The organism is Algibacter sp. L4_22 (assembly GCF_023473045.1).
In the GTDB taxonomy this organism is placed as follows: Bacteria; Bacteroidota; Bacteroidia; order Flavobacteriales; family Flavobacteriaceae; genus Algibacter.
The window spans coordinates 349,940-368,393 of sequence record NZ_JAMCOK010000003.1 but is presented as its reverse complement, the minus strand read 5'-3'; the positions used below and the strand labels follow the sequence as shown (position 1 = coordinate 368,393).

At 33.4% G+C, this 18,454-nt stretch carries 16 protein-coding genes and 1 riboswitch; of the genes, 13 read left to right on the top strand and 3 right to left on the bottom strand.

Annotated elements, in window-relative coordinates:
- The first annotated feature begins 1 nt into the window (after position 1).
- From cobA to M4I23_RS09660, 11 genes are all read left to right on the top strand, one after another.
- On the top strand, positions 2–763 hold the full coding sequence (cobA, locus tag M4I23_RS09710; protein ID WP_249754252.1) for a uroporphyrinogen-III C-methyltransferase: 762 nt from the start codon (positions 2–4) through the stop codon (positions 761–763).
- 3 nt (positions 764–766) lie between these two features.
- On the top strand, positions 767–1,348 hold the full coding sequence (locus M4I23_RS09705; protein WP_249754251.1) for a bifunctional precorrin-2 dehydrogenase/sirohydrochlorin ferrochelatase: 582 nt from the start codon (positions 767–769) through the stop codon (positions 1,346–1,348).
- A 21-nt stretch (positions 1,349–1,369) separates the two neighbouring features.
- The gene (locus tag M4I23_RS09700) at positions 1,370–2,425 is read left to right on the top strand and encodes an NAD(P)/FAD-dependent oxidoreductase (protein ID WP_249754250.1); all 1,056 of its coding nucleotides are present in this window, start codon (positions 1,370–1,372) and stop codon (positions 2,423–2,425) included.
- Between the two features lie 180 nt (positions 2,426–2,605).
- Positions 2,606–3,346, top strand: coding sequence for a serine O-acetyltransferase EpsC (gene epsC, locus M4I23_RS09695; RefSeq protein WP_158844165.1), 741 nt, complete (start codon positions 2,606–2,608; stop codon positions 3,344–3,346).
- Positions 3,333–4,223, top strand: a complete 891-nt coding sequence (cysM, locus tag M4I23_RS09690; protein ID WP_249754249.1) for a cysteine synthase CysM — start codon at positions 3,333–3,335, stop codon at positions 4,221–4,223. Before epsC ends, cysM begins: the two co-directional genes overlap by 14 nt.
- 170 nt (positions 4,224–4,393) lie before the next feature.
- A riboswitch (SAM riboswitch) is annotated at positions 4,394–4,530 on the top strand.
- A gap of 154 nt (positions 4,531–4,684) precedes the next feature.
- Positions 4,685–5,686, top strand: a complete 1,002-nt coding sequence (locus M4I23_RS09685) for a homocysteine S-methyltransferase family protein (RefSeq protein ID WP_158844162.1) — start codon at positions 4,685–4,687, stop codon at positions 5,684–5,686.
- Positions 5,687–5,698: 12 nt separating this feature from the next.
- Positions 5,699–5,980, top strand: coding sequence for an antibiotic biosynthesis monooxygenase (locus M4I23_RS09680; RefSeq protein ID WP_158851539.1), 282 nt, complete (start codon positions 5,699–5,701; stop codon positions 5,978–5,980).
- Positions 5,980–8,652 (top strand): methionine synthase, encoded by a 2,673-nt coding sequence (metH, locus tag M4I23_RS09675; protein ID WP_158844160.1) that lies wholly within the window; start codon positions 5,980–5,982, stop codon positions 8,650–8,652. The genes M4I23_RS09680 and metH overlap by 1 nt, the downstream gene beginning before the upstream one ends.
- A 159-nt stretch (positions 8,653–8,811) precedes the next feature.
- A complete protein-coding gene (gene metF, locus M4I23_RS09670) occupies positions 8,812–9,768 on the top strand; it encodes a methylenetetrahydrofolate reductase [NAD(P)H] (protein ID WP_158844158.1) in 957 nt (318 codons plus the stop codon).
- 64 nt (positions 9,769–9,832) lie between these two features.
- Positions 9,833–10,936 carry an acyloxyacyl hydrolase gene (locus tag M4I23_RS09665; RefSeq protein ID WP_249754502.1) on the top strand — a complete coding sequence of 368 codons (1,104 nt, stop codon included), beginning with the start codon at positions 9,833–9,835 and terminating at the stop codon, positions 10,934–10,936.
- Positions 10,933–11,679 (top strand): head GIN domain-containing protein, encoded by a 747-nt coding sequence (locus M4I23_RS09660; protein WP_249754248.1) that lies wholly within the window; start codon positions 10,933–10,935, stop codon positions 11,677–11,679. The genes M4I23_RS09665 and M4I23_RS09660 overlap by 4 nt, the downstream gene beginning before the upstream one ends.
- Here M4I23_RS09660 and M4I23_RS09655 read toward each other — a convergent pair.
- The 3 genes from M4I23_RS09655 to gldA form a co-directional block, all read right to left on the bottom strand.
- The gene (locus M4I23_RS09655; RefSeq protein ID WP_249754247.1) at positions 11,665–12,852 is read right to left on the bottom strand and encodes an acetate/propionate family kinase; all 1,188 of its coding nucleotides are present in this window, start codon (positions 12,850–12,852) and stop codon (positions 11,665–11,667) included. The genes M4I23_RS09660 and M4I23_RS09655 overlap by 15 nt on opposite strands.
- A gap of 4 nt (positions 12,853–12,856) precedes the next feature.
- Entirely contained in the window at positions 12,857–14,947 is a 2,091-nt protein-coding gene (pta, locus tag M4I23_RS09650; protein WP_249754246.1) for a phosphate acetyltransferase, read from the bottom strand.
- A 149-nt stretch (positions 14,948–15,096) separates the two neighbouring features.
- The gene (gldA, locus tag M4I23_RS09645) at positions 15,097–15,990 is read right to left on the bottom strand and encodes a gliding motility-associated ABC transporter ATP-binding subunit GldA (protein ID WP_249754245.1); all 894 of its coding nucleotides are present in this window, start codon (positions 15,988–15,990) and stop codon (positions 15,097–15,099) included.
- A 387-nt stretch (positions 15,991–16,377) separates the two neighbouring features.
- Between gldA and M4I23_RS09640 the strand changes: the two genes are divergently transcribed.
- Positions 16,378–17,205: a prephenate dehydratase gene (locus M4I23_RS09640; RefSeq protein ID WP_158844148.1), complete on the top strand. Its 828-nt coding sequence runs from the start codon at positions 16,378–16,380 to the stop codon at positions 17,203–17,205.
- Positions 17,202–18,350, top strand: coding sequence for a pyridoxal phosphate-dependent aminotransferase (locus tag M4I23_RS09635; RefSeq protein ID WP_249754244.1), 1,149 nt, complete (start codon positions 17,202–17,204; stop codon positions 18,348–18,350). Before M4I23_RS09640 ends, M4I23_RS09635 begins: the two co-directional genes overlap by 4 nt.
- Positions 18,351–18,454: the final 104 nt, after the last annotated feature.

Below are 18,454 nucleotides of genomic sequence, written 5' to 3'. Positions count from 1 at the left end.
AATGAGTTTAAAAACCCCGATGTTAACCATAGTAGGTGCAGGACCAGGAGATGAAGATTTAATTACGCTTAAAGCAATTAAAGCGATAGAATCTGCAGATGTGGTGCTTTATGAAGCGCTTATTAATGAGACTTTACTTAAATATGCATCCGAAAATGCGGAGCTTATTTTTGTAGGTAAACGCAAGGGGTGCTACGCTTTTCAACAAGAACAAATTAATGAACTTATAGTTTCTAAAGCTAAAGAAAAAGGACATGTAGTACGTTTAAAAGGAGGTGATCCTTTTATTTTTGGACGTGGTGCAGAAGAGATTGATTACGTTAGAGAATTTGGCGTAGAAACATTTGTAGTACCTGGTATTTCATCTTCTATGGCGGTGCCAGCGTATCAAGGTATTCCTGTTACAAAAAGAGGTGCTGCCGAAAGTTTTTGGGTAATTACTGGTACAACAAAAAAGCATCAATTATCTAGTGATGTTGCTTTAGCGGCAAAATCATCAGCAACGGTTGTTATTTTAATGGGTATGGGTAAGCTTGGAGAAATCGTTAAGGTTTTTTCAGAAGAAAATAAGCAAGATATGTCTGTTGCCATTATTCAAAACGGAACAAGAGATAACGAAAATGTTGGTATAGGAACCATAGGGACTATAGAACAAATTGTTGCAGAAAAACAACTTGCTAATCCAGCCATTATTGTTATTGGCGATGTGGTTAAAGAACGAGCTGTTCTAAGTACTGTTTTTAAAGAGGTCAATAAGAAATAAATTATGGAAAGAAATAATTTATATCCTATTTTTTTGAAAGCAAAAAGCTTGAATGTCCTTATTGTTGGTGGAGGAAATGTCGCTGAAGAAAAATTAACGTTCTTATTAAAATCGAGTCCAGATGCGCATGTAACTATGGTATCGCCAATGTTTCGAGAAGGAACTAAGGTACTTGCAAAAACAGGTTGTGTAACATTAGTTGAAGACGTTTACAAAAAAAAATATATTATTGGCAAGCATATGGTTGTTGCTACGACAGATATACCGGAAGTAAATGTGCAAGTTTGGAAAGATTGTAGAGCAGAAGCTAAATTAGTTAACGTTGCCGATAATCCGCCATATTGCGATTTTTATATGGGTGGTATTGTAACGAAAGGAAACGTGAAGGTTGCAATTTCTACTAACGGAAAATCTCCAACTACAGCAAAACGTTTGCGTCAATTTTTTGAGGATGTTATTCCTGAAAATGTAGACGATTTAGTGAAAAATTTAAACGAGTTTAGAAAAACCATTAAAGGTGATTTTGAACAAAAAGTGGAAACGTTAAACGAATTCACAAAAGGACTAATAGAAAAAAAAGAGTAATTATATATAAAGCATAGTAAAATGATTAAAACAGATATACTAATAATTGGCGCGGGGCCAACAGGTTTATTTACAGTATTCGAAGCTGGATTATTAAAATTGAAATGTCATTTAATTGACGCGTTGCCACAGCCTGGTGGGCAGTGTTCAGAATTGTATCCTAAAAAACCAATTTATGATATTCCGGGATTTCCTGAGATTTTAGCAGGAGATTTAACAAAAAACTTATTAGAACAAGCAAAACAATTTGAACCTGGTTTTACTTTAGGTGAACGTGCAGATACTGTTGAAAAGCAGGAAGATGGTACATTTATAGTGACAACAAATAAGGGGACAAAGCATCAAGCACCAGTTGTAGCTATAGCTAGTGGTTTAGGTAGTTTTGAGCCTAGAAAACCGCAACTTGAAAATCTTTCTAAATATGAAGATAAAGGTGTTGAGTATATGATAAAAGAACCAGAAGTGTATCGCGATAAAAACGTTATCATTGCTGGTGGTGGAGATTCTGCTTTAGATTGGTCTATCTTTTTAGCCGATATAGCAAAAAGCGTAACACTAATACATAGACGTAATGAATTTAGAGGACATTTAGATTCAGTTGAAAAAGTTCAAGAATTAAAAGATGCTGGTAAAATAAACCTTATAACGCCTGCAGAAGTCACTAATATTTTAGGAGACGGTAAGGTTGAAGCTATAGAAATAACAAGAAAGGACGAAGAACCTTTTAATTTAGAAACCGATCATTTTATACCTTTATTTGGGCTTTCACCTAAATTAGGACCTATAGCTAATTGGGGATTAGAAATTGAAAAAAATGCAGTAAAAGTTAATAATGCATTAGATTATCAAACTAATATCCCAGGTATTTTTGCTATTGGTGATGGTAATTTCTATCCAGGTAAATTAAAATTAATTCTTTGTGGTTTTCATGAAGCGACTATAATGTGCCAAGCGGCATATAAAATTATACATCCAGGAAAGAAAAATGTTTTAAAATATACTACAGTTTCTGGTGTAGATGGTTTTGATGGTACTCGTAAAGAAGCTCCTAAAGCCGTAGTTCAAGCTATTACTTAGTAAACGATAAATCTTTTTAGTATTTTACTAAAAGGGTCTAAACTAAACACAAGGCATGACTATCCTGCAAGGTTTCCAAAATCTTGCAGGATTTAATGTTTCAAAAAGGAAGCTTTTTAAAAGGATTAGTTTTATTTTTATAAACTTTAATATAGAATAAATCAATTACAGATATAGCCAATGAAAAGTTATAATGTTTGTTTAAAAGATACCGTTAAAACATTTACGAAAAAACTGTTTTACTCGCTGTTTGATTGCGATCACGAAACAATACACGCTAAACATTTAGAAGAAACATTCTTAAAAATATTAACGACATTAGAGATTGAGAACGGTTCTAGTCTTTGGGAGACTTTTAAATCTGAACTTCCCACAATTAGAAGAAAACTCGATTTAGATGCAATTGCTTTTGAGAGTAATGATCCTGCATCCCATTGTTTGGCCGAAATTTATATGGCATATCCTGGCTTTCACGCTATTTCAATATATAGATTAAGTCATGAGTTGTATAAATTAGGAGTTTATATTTTACCAAGAATGATGAGTGAATATATTCACGGTATTACAGGTATCGATATTCATCCAGGTGCTACTATTGGCGAATCGTTTTATATCGATCATGGTACAGGAATTGTAATTGGCGAAAGTTCAATAATTGGTGAGCAAGTAAAAATATATCAAGGCGTAACTTTAGGAGGTATACAAGTATCGAAAGATTTAGCATCGACTAAAAGGCACCCAACCATAGACGATAATGTTACCATTTATGCCAACGCAACCATTTTAGGAGGCGATATTGTAATTGGTAAAAACAGCATTATTGGAGCTAATGTTTGGATTACTCAATCGGTACCCGAAGATTCATTGGTAACCTATCAAACAGAAATTAAAATTAGACCGAAGAAAAATGGCATACGGTAAAACAATATTAGACGAAATAGGAAATACGCCTTTAGTCGAAGCAACGCACTTAATTAATAAAAAAGGAGTGCGCTTATTTTTAAAGTTAGAAGGAAATAATCCTGGCGGAAGCGTAAAAGATCGAGCGGCTTTCAATATGATTTCTGAAGCTTTAAAACGAGGTGATATTAAAAAAGGAGGTACTTTAGTTGAAGCTACCAGTGGAAATACAGGAATAGCTCTAGCATTTATTGCTCAACTTTTAGGATTAAACATGGTGCTTATTATGCCTGAGAACTCAACTATAGAACGTGTTAAAAGTATGCGTGCTTATGGAGCTGAGGTTATTTTAACACCAGCCGATGTTGGTATAGAGGGTTCAAGAGATATAGCTTTCAAACTGCGAGATGAAAAAGGGTATACTGTTTTAAATCAGTTTGAAAATGATGATAATTGGAAAGCACATTATAAAACAACCGGTCCAGAAATTTGGAGAGATACTGAAGGCCAAATAACACATTTTGTTGCCACAATGGGGACTACGGGAACTATTATGGGAACGTCTACATTCCTTAAAGAAAAGAATCCAGAGATAACAATAGTTGGTGCGCAACCTGCTGATGGCGCAAGAATACCCGGGATTAGAAAATGGTCGCCAGAATATGTGCCTAAGTTTTTTGATCGCTCTAAAGTAGATGTTGTTATAGATGTAACGGAAGAAAATGCCAAAAATATAACCCAACGCTTAGCAAAAGAAGAAGGCGTTTTTGCAGGTATGAGTAGTGGTGGTTCTGTTTTTTGTGCTTTGGAAATTGCCAAAACTATAGATAAAGGTGTTATTGTTGCAATTATTTGCGATCGTGGCGATCGTTATTTATCATCGACTTTGTTTGAGTAGAATTAATTATCTCTAGAAAAACGTATTAAGTTTTTAAAACCTGATAGGTATAAGTATAAGATTGTTTTTAATACGACTACAATTTTCCCAATATAATAAGGATAACAAAAATATAGTTGTTATTTTTGCAAACGCATTTCCATAATTGGAAGCCGTTCATAAACGTATTAGTGTTATCAAGAAAGGCAGAGGGAATAGACCCGTTGAAACCTTGGCAACCCTTTGGGAATTCTGATGACTTTTCAGAATCTTAAAGAAGGTGCTAAATTCTACTTAATAGTTTTTAAAATTATTAGAAAGATAACGAAAAGTGTTTCAATTACTTTTCTTGATAAAGAATAAAATTATATAAAAATACAAAGTTTAAAACTTCGTGTTTCGTTAGATAATACCCCAATAAAAAGAGGTTCTAAAAATAACGAAAATGAAAATTTTGAACCAATCTGTAAAAAGAAATAAAAATGTCGAATATATATCAAGCATTAAAAGAACGCATTTTAGTTTTAGATGGAGCTATGGGAACCATGCTTCAAGCCTATAAATTTCAAGAAGAAGATTTTAGAGGAGAACGTTTTAAGGATTATCCAACCTCACTTCAAGGAAATAACGATTTATTGTCTTTAACACAGCCAGAGGCGATAAAAACAATTCACGGAAAGTATTTTGAAGCAGGAGCAGATATTGTAGAAACCAACACTTTCTCGGGAACTACTATTGCTATGGCAGATTACCAAATGGAAAATTTGGTATACGAACTAAACTACGAATCGGCTAAAATAGCCAAAGAAGTAGCAGATGCGTTTACGGCAAAAGAACCACACAAACCTCGTTTTGTAGCAGGATCAATAGGACCAACAAACCGAACAGCTAGTATGTCTCCCGATGTTAACGATCCAGGATACAGAGCTGTAACGTTCGATGAGTTACGTATTGCTTATAAACAACAAGTAGAAGCGTTAATAGATGGTGGCGTCGATTTACTATTGGTAGAAACGGTGTTTGATACTTTAAATGCTAAAGCAGCATTATTTGCTATTGAGGAAGTTAAAGACGAACGCAATATTGATATGCCTACCATGTTAAGCGGAACTATTACCGATGCTTCTGGTAGAACTTTATCTGGACAAACAGCCGAAGCTTTTTTAATTTCTGTATCTCATATTCCATTATTATCAGTTGGTTTTAATTGTGCTTTAGGAGCTAATTTATTGCAACCGCATTTAGAAGCTATTGCGTCTAAAACAGATTTTGCAGTATCAGCACATCCAAATGCAGGATTACCTAATGCTTTTGGTGAATATGATGAAAGCCCTGAGGAAATGGGAGAGCAGATAGAAGAATATTTAAAAAGAGATTTAATTAATATTATTGGCGGTTGTTGTGGTACAAGTCCAGAGCATATTAGTGTTATTGCAAAGATTGCGGCAAAATATAAACCAAGGCCTTTTGGTGAGTTGGTTTAATTAATATTGAATATGATTTTAGAAGTAGCCACATTGAATATTAAAAAAGGATTATCAAAAGACTTTGAAGATGCTTTTCAAATTGCTCAAAATATCATTTCATCAATGAAAGGTTACATATCGCACGATTTAAAAAAGTGTATTGAGCAAGAGGATAAGTATTTATTATTAGTGAACTGGGAAACGATTGAAGATCATGAAGTAGGATTTCGACAATCACAAAAATATCAGGAATGGAAAGTATTGTTGCATCATTTTTACGAACCTTTCCCAACAGTAGAACATTATAAGTAATGAAAATAAAACAAACTAAATACATGAAATTATCTGGTTTAGAACCTTTGGTTTTAAACGAAAACAGCAATTTTATAAATGTAGGAGAACGAACGAATGTTGCAGGGTCTAGAAAGTTTTTAAGACTTATTAAAGAAGAGAAATTTGATGAGGCTTTAGATATTGCACGTCATCAAGTAGATGGTGGTGCACAAATTATCGATATCAATTTTGATGATGGTTTAATTGATGGTAAAGAGTCTATGATACGGTTTTTAAACCTTATTGCTGCCGAACCAGATATTTGCCGTGTACCAATTATGATAGATAGTTCTAAATGGGAAATTATCGATGCTGGTTTGCAAGTTGTTCAAGGTAAATGTGTCGTAAATTCTATTTCATTAAAAGAAGGTGAAGAAAACTTTATTTGGCAAGCTAAACAAATAAAACGTTACGGAGCAGCTGTAATTGTTATGGCTTTTGATGAAGATGGCCAAGCAGATACTTACGAGCGAAGAATAGAAATTGCGCAACGATCTTACGATGTTTTAGTTAATAAAGTAGGTTTTGCCTCCGAAGATATTATTTTCGATTTAAACATATTTCCTGTAGCAACAGGAATGGACGAACACCGAAGAAATGCTATAGATTTTATTGAAGCTACACGTTGGGTTCGCCAAAATCTAGAAAATGTAAGTGTTAGTGGAGGTGTAAGTAACGTATCGTTTTCATTCCGTGGGAATGATGGTGTTCGTGAAGCCATGCATTCTGTGTTTTTATATTATGCTATTCAGGCAGGAATGAATATGGGAATTGTAAACCCAGCATTATTGGAGGTTTACGATGATATTCCAAAAGACTTACTGGAGCATGTAGAAGATGTTATTTTAGATAGAAGAGAAGATGCTACAGAGCGTTTATTAGATTTTGCCGAAACGGTAAAAGGTTCTAAAGTTGAAAAAGGATTAGATTTATCGTGGCGTGAAAACCCATTACAAGATAGAATAACACACGCTTTAGTAAAAGGGATTGATGCTTTTATTATTGAAGATGTAGAGCAAGCCAGACAGGAAGCCGATAAACCTATTGAAGTTATTGAAGGTAATTTAATGGCAGGAATGAATGTGGTTGGTGATTTATTTGGTGCAGGAAAAATGTTTTTACCGCAAGTGGTGAAATCTGCTCGAGTAATGAAAAAAGCCGTAGGTTATTTAAATCCATTTATAGAAGAAGAAAAAGGAGATAAGCAAGAACCTGTTGGTAAAATTTTAATGGCCACCGTAAAAGGTGATGTACATGATATTGGTAAAAATATTGTGAGTGTCGTTTTAGCTTGTAACAATTATGAAATTGTAGATTTAGGTGTTATGGTGGCGCCAGAAAAAATTATAGAGATGGCAATAAGCGAACGTGTTGATGCTATTGGACTATCTGGATTAATTACACCTTCGCTTGATGAAATGGTGTATTTAGCAAAGGAAATGCAACGTCAAAATTTTGAGGTGCCTTTACTTATAGGAGGAGCAACCACATCAAAAGCACATACGGCTGTAAAAATTGATACGCAATACAAAAATGCGGTGGTGCATGTAAATGATGCGTCAAGAGCGGTAACGGTTGTTGGTGATTTGCTGAATAAGAAAACATCGCATGAGTATGTAGCCAAGATGAAAGCTGATTATGATGAATTTCGAACCAAGTTTTTAAAACGCGGTAAAGAGAAATCTTATATTTCTATAGAAGAAGCTCGAAAACGAAAATATAAAATTGATTGGAATACTTCGGAAATTGTAAAACCTAAAGAATTAGGTGTTCAGATTTTGAAGATTTTAAGTTTAAAGGAACTAGAACCTTTTATAGATTGGAGTCCGTTTTTTAGAAGTTGGGATTTACATGGTAAATTTCCAGATATTTTAACCGATGAGGTTGTTGGAGAGCAAGCAACAATTATGTATGCTGAAGCTCAGGAAATGATTAAAGAAATTATTGCCAAGCAACTTTTAAAGCCTAAAGCTGTTTTTGGTTTATTTGAAGCAAATTCGATTAATGACGACGATATTTCTATTCAGAAAAGTGGAAAGGAAATAGCTGTTTTCAGGACTTTGCGACAACAACTTAAAAAGAGAGAAGGTATTCCTAATCATGCATTATCGGATTTTATCGCGCCAAAAGATAGTGGTAAATCGGATTATATGGGAGCTTTTTGCGTTGGTATTTTTGGAGCACAAGAATTGGCCGATAGTTATAGAGCTAAAGACGATGATTATAACGGTATTATGGCACAGGCTATTGCCGATAGGTTTGCTGAGGCTTTCGCCGAATATTTACACAAACAGATTAGAACAAAACATTGGGGTTACGCTGCCGATGAAGATTTAACAACTCTTGATTTAATTAAAGAAACTTACAAAGGGATTCGTCCAGCGCCAGGTTATCCGGCATGCCCAGATCACTTAGAAAAAGAAACGATTTGGGATTTGTTAGAGGTTGAAAAACTTATAGGAGTAACACTTACCGAGAGTTTAGCAATGTGGCCAGCGGCTGCAGTTTCTGGATATTATTTTGGAAATCCAGAGGCTAAATATTTTGGGTTAGGTAAAATTACCGACGATCAGGTTACAGACTATTCTGAAAGAAAAGGCATTACAAAAGCGAAAGCAAGAAAGTGGTTGCACGCTAACATTGCAGATTAGACTGCGTTAGCGATTGATGCGGCATCCTTTTTTTGTTGCCACCAATGGCAAAAAAAGATATAGCGGAAAGCGCGACCCTTGTGGTAACGCCCAAATAAAATTAAACTAAATAGATATTGAGTGTTGAAATAAATTCGGCATTAATAAATTGAGCAGATAATGAAAGTTACAGATCATATTAAAAACGCAAATGGTAAAACATTGTTTTCATTCGAGGTGATTCCACCAAAAAAGGGAACAAATATTCAGGATTTATACAATAATATTGACCCATTAATGGAGTTTAATCCGCCGTTTATTGATGTTACGACTTCGAGAGAGGAGTATGTGTATATTGATAAAGGTAATGGTTTGTTGGATAAGCGAATTACACGTATGCGCCCTGGAACGGTTGGAATTTGTGCTTCAATTATGCATAAATATCAGGTAGATGCCATTCCGCATTTATTGTGTGGTGGTTTTACTAAAGAGGAAACGGAATACGTTTTAGTAGATTGCCATTATTTAGGTTTGGATAATGTAATGGCTTTGCGTGGCGACTCGATGAAGGATGAACCGTATTTTAAACCTGTAAAGGGAGGAAATGCATTTGCTGCAGATTTGGTTAGTCAGATTACGAATTTAAATCGTGGACAATATTTGCATGATGATTTTGAGGTGGAACATAATTCTGATTTTTGTATTGGAGTAGCTGGTTACCCAGAGAAACACATGGAAGCACCTTCATTAATTACCGATTTACGTCGTCTAAAAGAAAAGGTAGATGCTGGTGCAGATTACGTGGTTACACAAATGTTTTTTGATAATAATAAGTATTTTGAATTTGTTGATAAAGCTAGAGCAGCTGGTATTAATGTGCCTATAATTCCGGGAATTAAACCGATTGCTGTAAAAAGACATTTACAGATTTTACCTCAGGTTTTTAAAATTGATTTACCTCAAGATTTAATTGAAACGGTTGAAGGTTGTAAAGACAATAAGGCAGTAAGACAGGCGGGAATTGAGTTTGCTATTCAACAATCTAAAGAGTTGAAAGCGGCCGGTGTTCCTGTATTACACTATTATTCTATGGGTAAAAGTGATAATGTTAAGGCGATTGCCGAGGCATTGTTTTAATATAAATATGGGCTGTGTACTTAAGTTTTGAAATTTAAGTACATTTGCCGCACATATCCCAATGATGAAATTACTTTATACCTGCATTTTTTGTATTATTTTTTTTAGCGGTTTTTCGCAAGATAAAAAACATACCTCATACCTAGACTTAAACTATTTTAAGGGTAATATTGCGTTACATAATAACGATATTCTTCATTTAATTAAAGGGCACCCTGAAGGTTATATTTTAAGTTGGAATAAAAAAACTTATGGTTTTAACGATTGGGAACAACGTTTTAATTATCCCGATTATGGGGTAACTTATGCTTACCAAAACATGAAAAATGATGTTTTGGGAGGTGTTACTTCCCTATATGCGCATTTTAATTTTTATTTTTTGAACCGGAATTTAATGTTTAGAATTGGGCAAGGTTTGGGATATACCGAAACCCCATATGATAAGGTTGATAACTATAGAAATATAGCGTACGGTAGTAAGTTGATGAGCAGTACTATGGTGATGTTAAACTACAAGAAGGAACGCATTTTTGATCGTTTTGGAGTGCAGGCTGGGTTTTCATTAATTCATTATTCTAATGCTAATGTTAAGGCTCCTAACGCAAGTACAAATACTGTGGCGTTAAATATAGGGGTAACTTATAATTTAGATCGTGAGGAATTAGAATATCAGCATACCTTAACGGATAATTATATGAAGTTTACCGAATCTGTAAAATATAATTTAGCCTTTAGATCGGGAATTAATGAGAGTGATATTGTAGGAAGTGGACAATTTCCATTTTATGTTTTTTCGGCCTATGCAGATAAACGAATCAATAGAAAAAGTGCTTTGCAATTTGGTGCCGATGTATTTTTTTCTAACTTTTTAAAAGAACTTATTTATTTTAGAAGTGTTTCTTTTCCTGAAGAAAATGTTTCGGGAGATGAAGATTATAAGCGCGTTGGTGTTTTTGTGGGTCACGAATTGTTTATTAATAGAACATCGTTAGTTACTCAGTTTGGGTATTATGTGTATTATCCATACGATTTTGAAGGCCAAACCTATTTAAGAATTGGTTTAAAAAGATATGTTGGTAAAAGTAGAAAGTGGTTTGGAACTATGACGTTAAAATCACATGGTGCAAAAGCAGAAGCTGTTGAATTTGGAATAGGTGTTCGATTATGAAAAAGTTAATTTATATACTAGTTTTAAGTCTGGTTTTTGCATGTGATAGCGAGAATACAGGCGATTGTTTTCAGAAAGCGGGAACTATTATTCAGCAGGAAGTTACTGTAGGTACGTTTACTAAAATACTAGTTAACCGCGATGTAGAAGTTGTTATAAAGGATGGAGCTTCTCAACAAATAATTATTGAAACAGGTAAAAACTTGATGAATGATGTTGAGGCCGTAGTCACTGATGGGAGGTTAGTTTTAACCGATAACAATAGTTGTAACTATGTTCGTGATTATGGTGTTACTAAAGTGTATGTTACTTCGCCAAATATTACAGAAATAAGAAGTTCTACACAATATGACGTAAGTTCTGATGGGATTTTAACTTACCCAAGTTTAACTGTTTTAGCAGAAGATTTTAATGAGCCCGATACTTTTACAAATGGTAATTTCAATTTGCAAATTGATAATGATTCTTTTAGTTTGGTTTTTAATAATCTTTCAAACTGTTTTATTTCTGGAAAAACAACAAACTTAAGTGTTGTTTTTGCGGCAGGAACATCTCGTTTTGAAGGAGGTGATTTAGTAGCTCAAAATATTAATATATGGAACCGTAGTTCTAATGATATGATTGTAAATCCGCAACTATCCCTTACGGGGAAAATTTCTGGTACTGGTGATGTTATTTCTGTTAATACACCACCAGTTATTGATGTTGAAGAGATTTATAAAGGTCGATTAATTTTCGAATAACTCAACAGATTGTTTCGCTATTTCTAATTCTTCGTTTGTTGGAATAATTAATATTTTAACGTTAGATTCATCGGTATGTACTGCTCTTAAATGACTAGCTCTCCCTTTGTTTTTATCGATATCCATTTCGATTCCTAAGAAATCTAAATCTTCGCATACCATTTTTCTAATAAGTTCGGAGTTTTCACCAATTCCTGCTGTAAATACAATGGCGTCTATTCCATTTAGTATAGCAGCATAACTACCAATATATTTTTTTATGCGGTAAGCATTCATTTGCAAAGCTAACAAACAATCTTTGTTTCCTTTAGCAGCTTCTGCTTCAATTTCTCTTAAATCGCTAAATCCTGTTAAGCCTAACATGCCACTTTTCTTTAATAAAAGTGTATTAATCTCATCTATTGTATAATCTAATTTATGAGCTAAATGAAAAATCACTGAAGGATCAATATCACCACTTCGTGTTCCCATGATTAAACCACCTAAAGGCGTTAATCCCATAGAATGATCTACACTTTTTCCATCTTTTATCGCTGTAATACTGCAACCATTTCCTAAGTGAATTGAAATAATTTTTGATTCTTTTTCACCTAAATAATCGATGGCTTGTTCTGAAACGTATTTATGACTTGTACCGTGAAAACCATATAATCTTATTCTATGTTCGGTTAAAAGTTCGTTTGGTATGGCGTATCTATAAGCGTGCTCTGGAATAGATTGGTGGAATGCTGTATCGAAAACGGCAACTTGTTTAGCGGAAGGGAAAATTGCTTCGGCAACCTCAATACCTTCATAATTTGCAGGATTATGTAAAGGTGCTAAGCTAAAAAGGTCTTTTATGCTTTCTTTTGCTAATTGTGTAATTTCTGTTGTTTTTTTAAATCGAGAACCACCTTGTACTACACGATGTCCAACAATATCAATGTCTTCCGCAGATTTTATAATACCAGTTTCACTATCTAAAAGTTGATGTGCTAGTAATTCTAAACCTTGTTTATGGCTGTAAATAGCAGTAATGTGTTCTATGGTATCTTTTTCAGTTTTGTAAATAAATTTCGCGTCATCCATTCCAATACGTTCAATAAGGCCAGAGCACAAAATAGTTTCTGCTGGCATTGAGAATAATTGAAATTTTAAAGATGAACTTCCAGAGTTTAAAACGAGTACTTGCATATTTTTATAGGTCTTGTGCTTGAATTGCGGTAATGATTACTGTGCTGTAAATATCGTCGGCAGTACAGCCACGGCTTAAATCATTTACAGGTTTGTTAAGTCCTTGAAGAACAGGGCCAATGGCCAATGCTCCAGTTTCTCTTTGTACGGCTTTATAAGTGTTGTTTCCTGTATTTAAATCTGGGAAAATTAAAACACTTGCACGTCCTGCAACTTCAGAGTCTGGTAATTTACTTTTACCAATACGCATATCTACAGCGGCATCATATTGTATTGGACCTTCAATTTTAATATTTGGTGCTATTTTTTTCACTAATTCGGTAGCTTCACGTACTTTTTCTACATCGACACCTTTCCCAGAAGCTCCAGAAGAGTAAGAGAGCATAGCTACTTTAGGTTCTATTCCAAAGTTTTTAGCAGTCTCGGCAGATGAAATTGCTATTTCGGCTAATTGTTCTGCATTTGGGTTTGGATTAATAGCACAATCTCCAAAAACAGAAATTCGATCTTCTAAACACATAAAGAAAACAGAGGATACAATATTTACATCTGGTTTTGTTTTAATAAATTGAAGTGCAGGTCTTAGTGTGTGTTGTGTGGTATGTGCAGCTCCAGAAACCATACCATCGGCATGGCCTTTGTAAATCATCATGGTGCCAAAATATGATACATCTGTTATCATATCTTTAGCCATTTCTAGGTTTACATTTTTATGTTTTCTTAGCTCATAAAGCGTGTTTACATAATCATCAAAATAAGGTGATTTTGTAGGCGATACAATATTAAGTTTACTAGTATCTAGCGGAATATCAAGAGTGATAAGGCGCTCTTTAATTTGATCTTCGTCTCCTATTAAAGTTAATTCTACAACCTGAGCATCCAATAATCGTACTGCAGCTCGCAATACACGTTCGTCTTTCCCTTCGGGTAAAACAATATGTTTTTTATTACTTAAAGCACGTTGTAAAAGATTGTATTGAAACATTCTTGGCGTAAATATTTCTGATTTGAAAGTGATTAAATCATTTGATAATTTATCGGTATCAACGTACTTTTCGAAAGTTGCTATAGATGTTTCTATTTTTTCCTTATTATCCGGATAAATTTTAGATTTTATTTTTCCAACAGTATTTGTAACAGCAAAAGTACCAGCTTTAACACTTACAATCGGGATAACACTTGATAGGCCTTCTATTAGTTTTAAAATAGAATCTTCTGGAATTAAACCACCCGTTAATACAATACCAGAGAGTTTTGGGTAATTTTTAGAAATATGGGCTTGCAGAGCACCAAGAATAATATCAGCGCGATCACCAGGTGTAATAACAAGCGCATTTTCTTTTAAATGTGTTAGGTAATTCCGTAATTGCATTGAACCAACATTAAAGTTTTCGGCTTGGTTATTAACCATGTCTTTACCAAAAAGAATAGTACCATTTAGGGTTTTTACAATTTCTTTAATGGTTGGGCTTGATAGATTTTTTATTTTTGGTATTACCGTAATATCGGCATTTGTTTTTATACGCTTTTTTAATTGTTCTTTTAAAACAGAAATTTGATCTATATCTACTTTATTAGTCACAATAGATATGACATCTACTTCTTCTTTATATGTATCATGTGCCAATTGTACACTATCCAAAATAGACTTAACGTCTTTTTTATCACCTTGAGAAACAATAATAACAGGAATACTAAGGTTTTTAGAAATTAAGATATTAATATCTAATTCTAAGCTCGAGTTTTCATGAGAAAAGTCGGTTCCTTCAACTAAAACAAAATCGAAACGGCTTTCTAAATATTTATATTTTTTAATAACTTCATCAATAACCTTTCCCGATTTACCTTGATTATATAAATCGACCACTTCATTTCTAGTGAAAGCATAAGTGTTTTTATAATTAATATCTATTTCGAAATGTGAAAGAACGGTACTAATATGATTGTCCATTTCACCTTCTTCGAGGTCTTCAATAATTGGTCTAAAATATCCAACCTTAGCTGTTTTGCCTAAAAGCATTCTCATTAAACCTAAAACAATTACAGATTTTCCACTGTTAGGTTCAATCGTTGCTACATAAATTCCTTTGCTCATCGTAATGTATTTGTTACGTTATAAATATAAAGATTTTACCTGTTTTAAATAGGAATAATCTATTTTTATCTAGTTATGATTGCAAATTTATTAGGTTTGGATGTTGCTAAAGATGATTTTTGTCATGCTTTGCAATTTAAAAAGAAGGATTATGCTGTTAAATCTCTAAAAAGGGATTCTAAACTTGCATTTTTTTGATTGAGTTGAAGAATTTTTAATTCGTTATCATGTGCAAAATCAAAAACATGAGCACGCATATCTTCCGAAGTAATAAAAGTTATTTCATAAACAAAACCATACGTGTTTTTTACGCTGTTTACTTTTGGTAATCTTAGCAGAAAAGCATCTTCAACTCTAAAATCGAATTCTACAATTACAATCTGTTCCTTTTCGTCTCGTAGTTCGGTAAGTTTTTTGTCGGCAACAATCTCTCCTTTGTTTATAATAATCACACGGTCGCACATAGCTTCTACCTCTTGCATAATGTGCGTAGATAGAAAAACGGTTTTTGTTTTACCAATGTTTTTAATTAGATTTCTTATTTCGACTAATTGGTTCGGGTCTAAACCAGTTGTAGGCTCATCTAAAATTAAGACTTCAGGATCATGAAGTAGAGCATTTGCTAAGCCAACACGCTGGCGATACCCTTTAGAGAGTTGCCCTATTTTTTTATGCATTTCGGGAGCTAAGCCTGTAAGTTCGATAACATCATCAATGCGTTTTTTATCAACCTTATAAATGTTTGCATTAAATTTTAGATATTCTTTTACAAACATATCTAAATACAACGGGTTGTGTTCTGGTAAATAACCCACACTTTGCTGTACTAATTGCTTTGCTTCGTTTATGTGGTAACCGTTTACTTTAGCAGTGCCTTCAGAAGGTTGAATATATGTGGTTAAAATCTTCATCATGGTCGATTTCCCAGCGCCGTTTGGGCCTAGAAAACCAACGATTTCGGGTTTATTCACTTTGAATGAAACATTATTTAAAGCCTTTTGTGTTCCGTAAATTTTTGATATTCCAGCGACTTCTATCGACATAATTTAATAGTTTGTTCAAAAATAATAATTATAAGGTATATAATAGGATAATAATCGCTTTTAAGATGTTATTGTAAAATCTATATATTATTCGATATAGCGTAATAATATGGAAGATTTACTGTAAATTCATTAAAACTAGCAACAAATACTAAAAAAAGTTTTTATTGTATTTTGATTTCTTAATTATTTAATTACTTTAGCCACTCAATTATGAGTATGACAGTATATTATACATATTTTAACAACTGGTTTTATTTCTTTTTTAGCGAGAAGAACGAGGCATTGTATGTATAATTTATAACAATAAATTTAATATGAGTCTCGATGAAAATCGAGACTTTTTTTGTTTAACACTTGATTGAAAACTTAATAAATAATAGAAACTTGATAAAAACAGTAGCAATACAAGGTGTAAAAGGATCATATCATCATATTGTGTCGAAACAATTTTTTGAAAATCCTGTGGAAACCATCGATTGTTTAACATTCGATAGGGTAGTTGATGTGTTAATTTCTAAAGAATGTGATGCTGGAATTATGGCTTTAGAAAATTCTATTGCAGGTTCTATTATTCCTAATTATGCGTTGATTGATAAATATAACCTTCATATTATAGGAGAGCATTATTTGGATATTCAGCATAATTTAATGGCATTACCAAACCAAACTATTGCAGATATAAAAGAGGTGTACTCACACCCTATGGCATTGTTACAATGTAAGGCATTTTTTAAATTATATCCGCATATTAAATTAGTTGAAGATAAGGATACGGCCGAAGTTGCAGAGCGTATTCAAAAACATAAATTAAAAGGTGTTGCAGCAATTGCAAGTGCTTTGGCAGCCGAACTTTTTGAGTTAGATATTTTAGCAAATAGTATTCAAACTATAAAACATAATGAAACTCGTTTTGTAATTGTAAAACGTGAGGATTCTAAAGTTTTGGAAACCGAAATAAATAAAGCTTCTATTAAGTTTGAAGCTAACCATAAGCGTGGAAGTTTAGCAACTATTTTGAATGTAATGAGCGATTGTAAGTTAAATTTAACTAAAATACAATCTTTACCAATAGTAGAAACGCCATGGAAATATGCCTTTTTTGTTGATGTTACTTTTGATGATTATGCCGATTTTAAAAAAGCACAATCTCTTATTGAAATAATGGGCGAAGATTTTAAAGTTTTAGGTGAATATAAAAATGCGAAAATATGATTGAAGTAGCCGATAGATTGCATAGTGTTGAAGAATACTACTTCTCGCGAAAATTGAAAGAGGTAAACTTGTTAATAGCGAGTGGGAAACCTGTAATTAATTTAGGTATTGGTAGTCCAGATTTGCAACCACCACAGAAAGTTGTTGAAGCTTTAACGGAAGGATTGTTAAGTCCGAATGCTCATAAATATCAAAGTTATCAGGGCTTGCCAGAATTACGTCAAGCAATTTCAGGGTTTTATAAAACACATTATGATGTTAATTTAAGTCCGAATACGGAAGTGCTTCCATTAATGGGAAGTAAAGAAGGTATTATGCATATTTCAATGGCCTATTTAAATAAAGGTGATGAAGTTCTAATTCCGAATCCAGGATATCCAACCTATCAATCTGTAACAAAATTGATGGAAGCAAAACCTGTGTTTTATGAATTAGATGCAGCAAATAATTGGCAACCAGATTTTGAAGATTTAGAGCGATTAGATTTGACTAAAGTGAAATTAATGTGGGTAAATTATCCGCATATGCCAACAGGAACACAACCTTCAGCATCGTTGTTTGAAGAGTTGGTTGCTTTTGCCAAAAAACATAATATTTTAGTTATAAACGATAATCCATATAGTTTCATTTTAAATGATAACCCAGCGAGTATTTTAAATGTGGAGGGCGCAAAAGATGTTTGTTTAGAGCTTAATTCATTAAGTAAAACTTTTAATATGGCCGGATGGCGTGTTGGGATGGTTGTTGGTGATAATAAGTATATAAATGATATCTTAAAAGTAAAAAGTAATATGGATTCTGGGATGTTTTACGGCATTCAAAAAGGAGCTATTGAAGCTTTAAAATGTTCTAGCATGTGGTTTGCAACCTTAAATAATGTGTACAGAGAGCGTCGTGATTTAGTTTGGAAACTGGCCGAAGCATTAAATTGTACGTATGATGAAAATGCAACAGGGCTTTTTGTTTGGGCAAAATTGCCTTTACATATAAAAGCCGAAGAATATATAGATTTAATATTGAAAGAGAAGAGTATATTCTTAACGCCGGGAACTATTTTTGGATCGCAAGGTGAAGGTTATATTAGGTTTTCATTATGTGCACAAACTGAAGATTTACACGAAGCTATTAGACGCGTGAGTTCGTAGTTTCGTTATAGTCTAAAAGTAAGTAAAAGTAATAAAAAGGAGTAAATAGTAATAAAGTAAAACCCGTAACAGTTCGTTCTCTTATGGAGAAAGTTCGGGAGAAG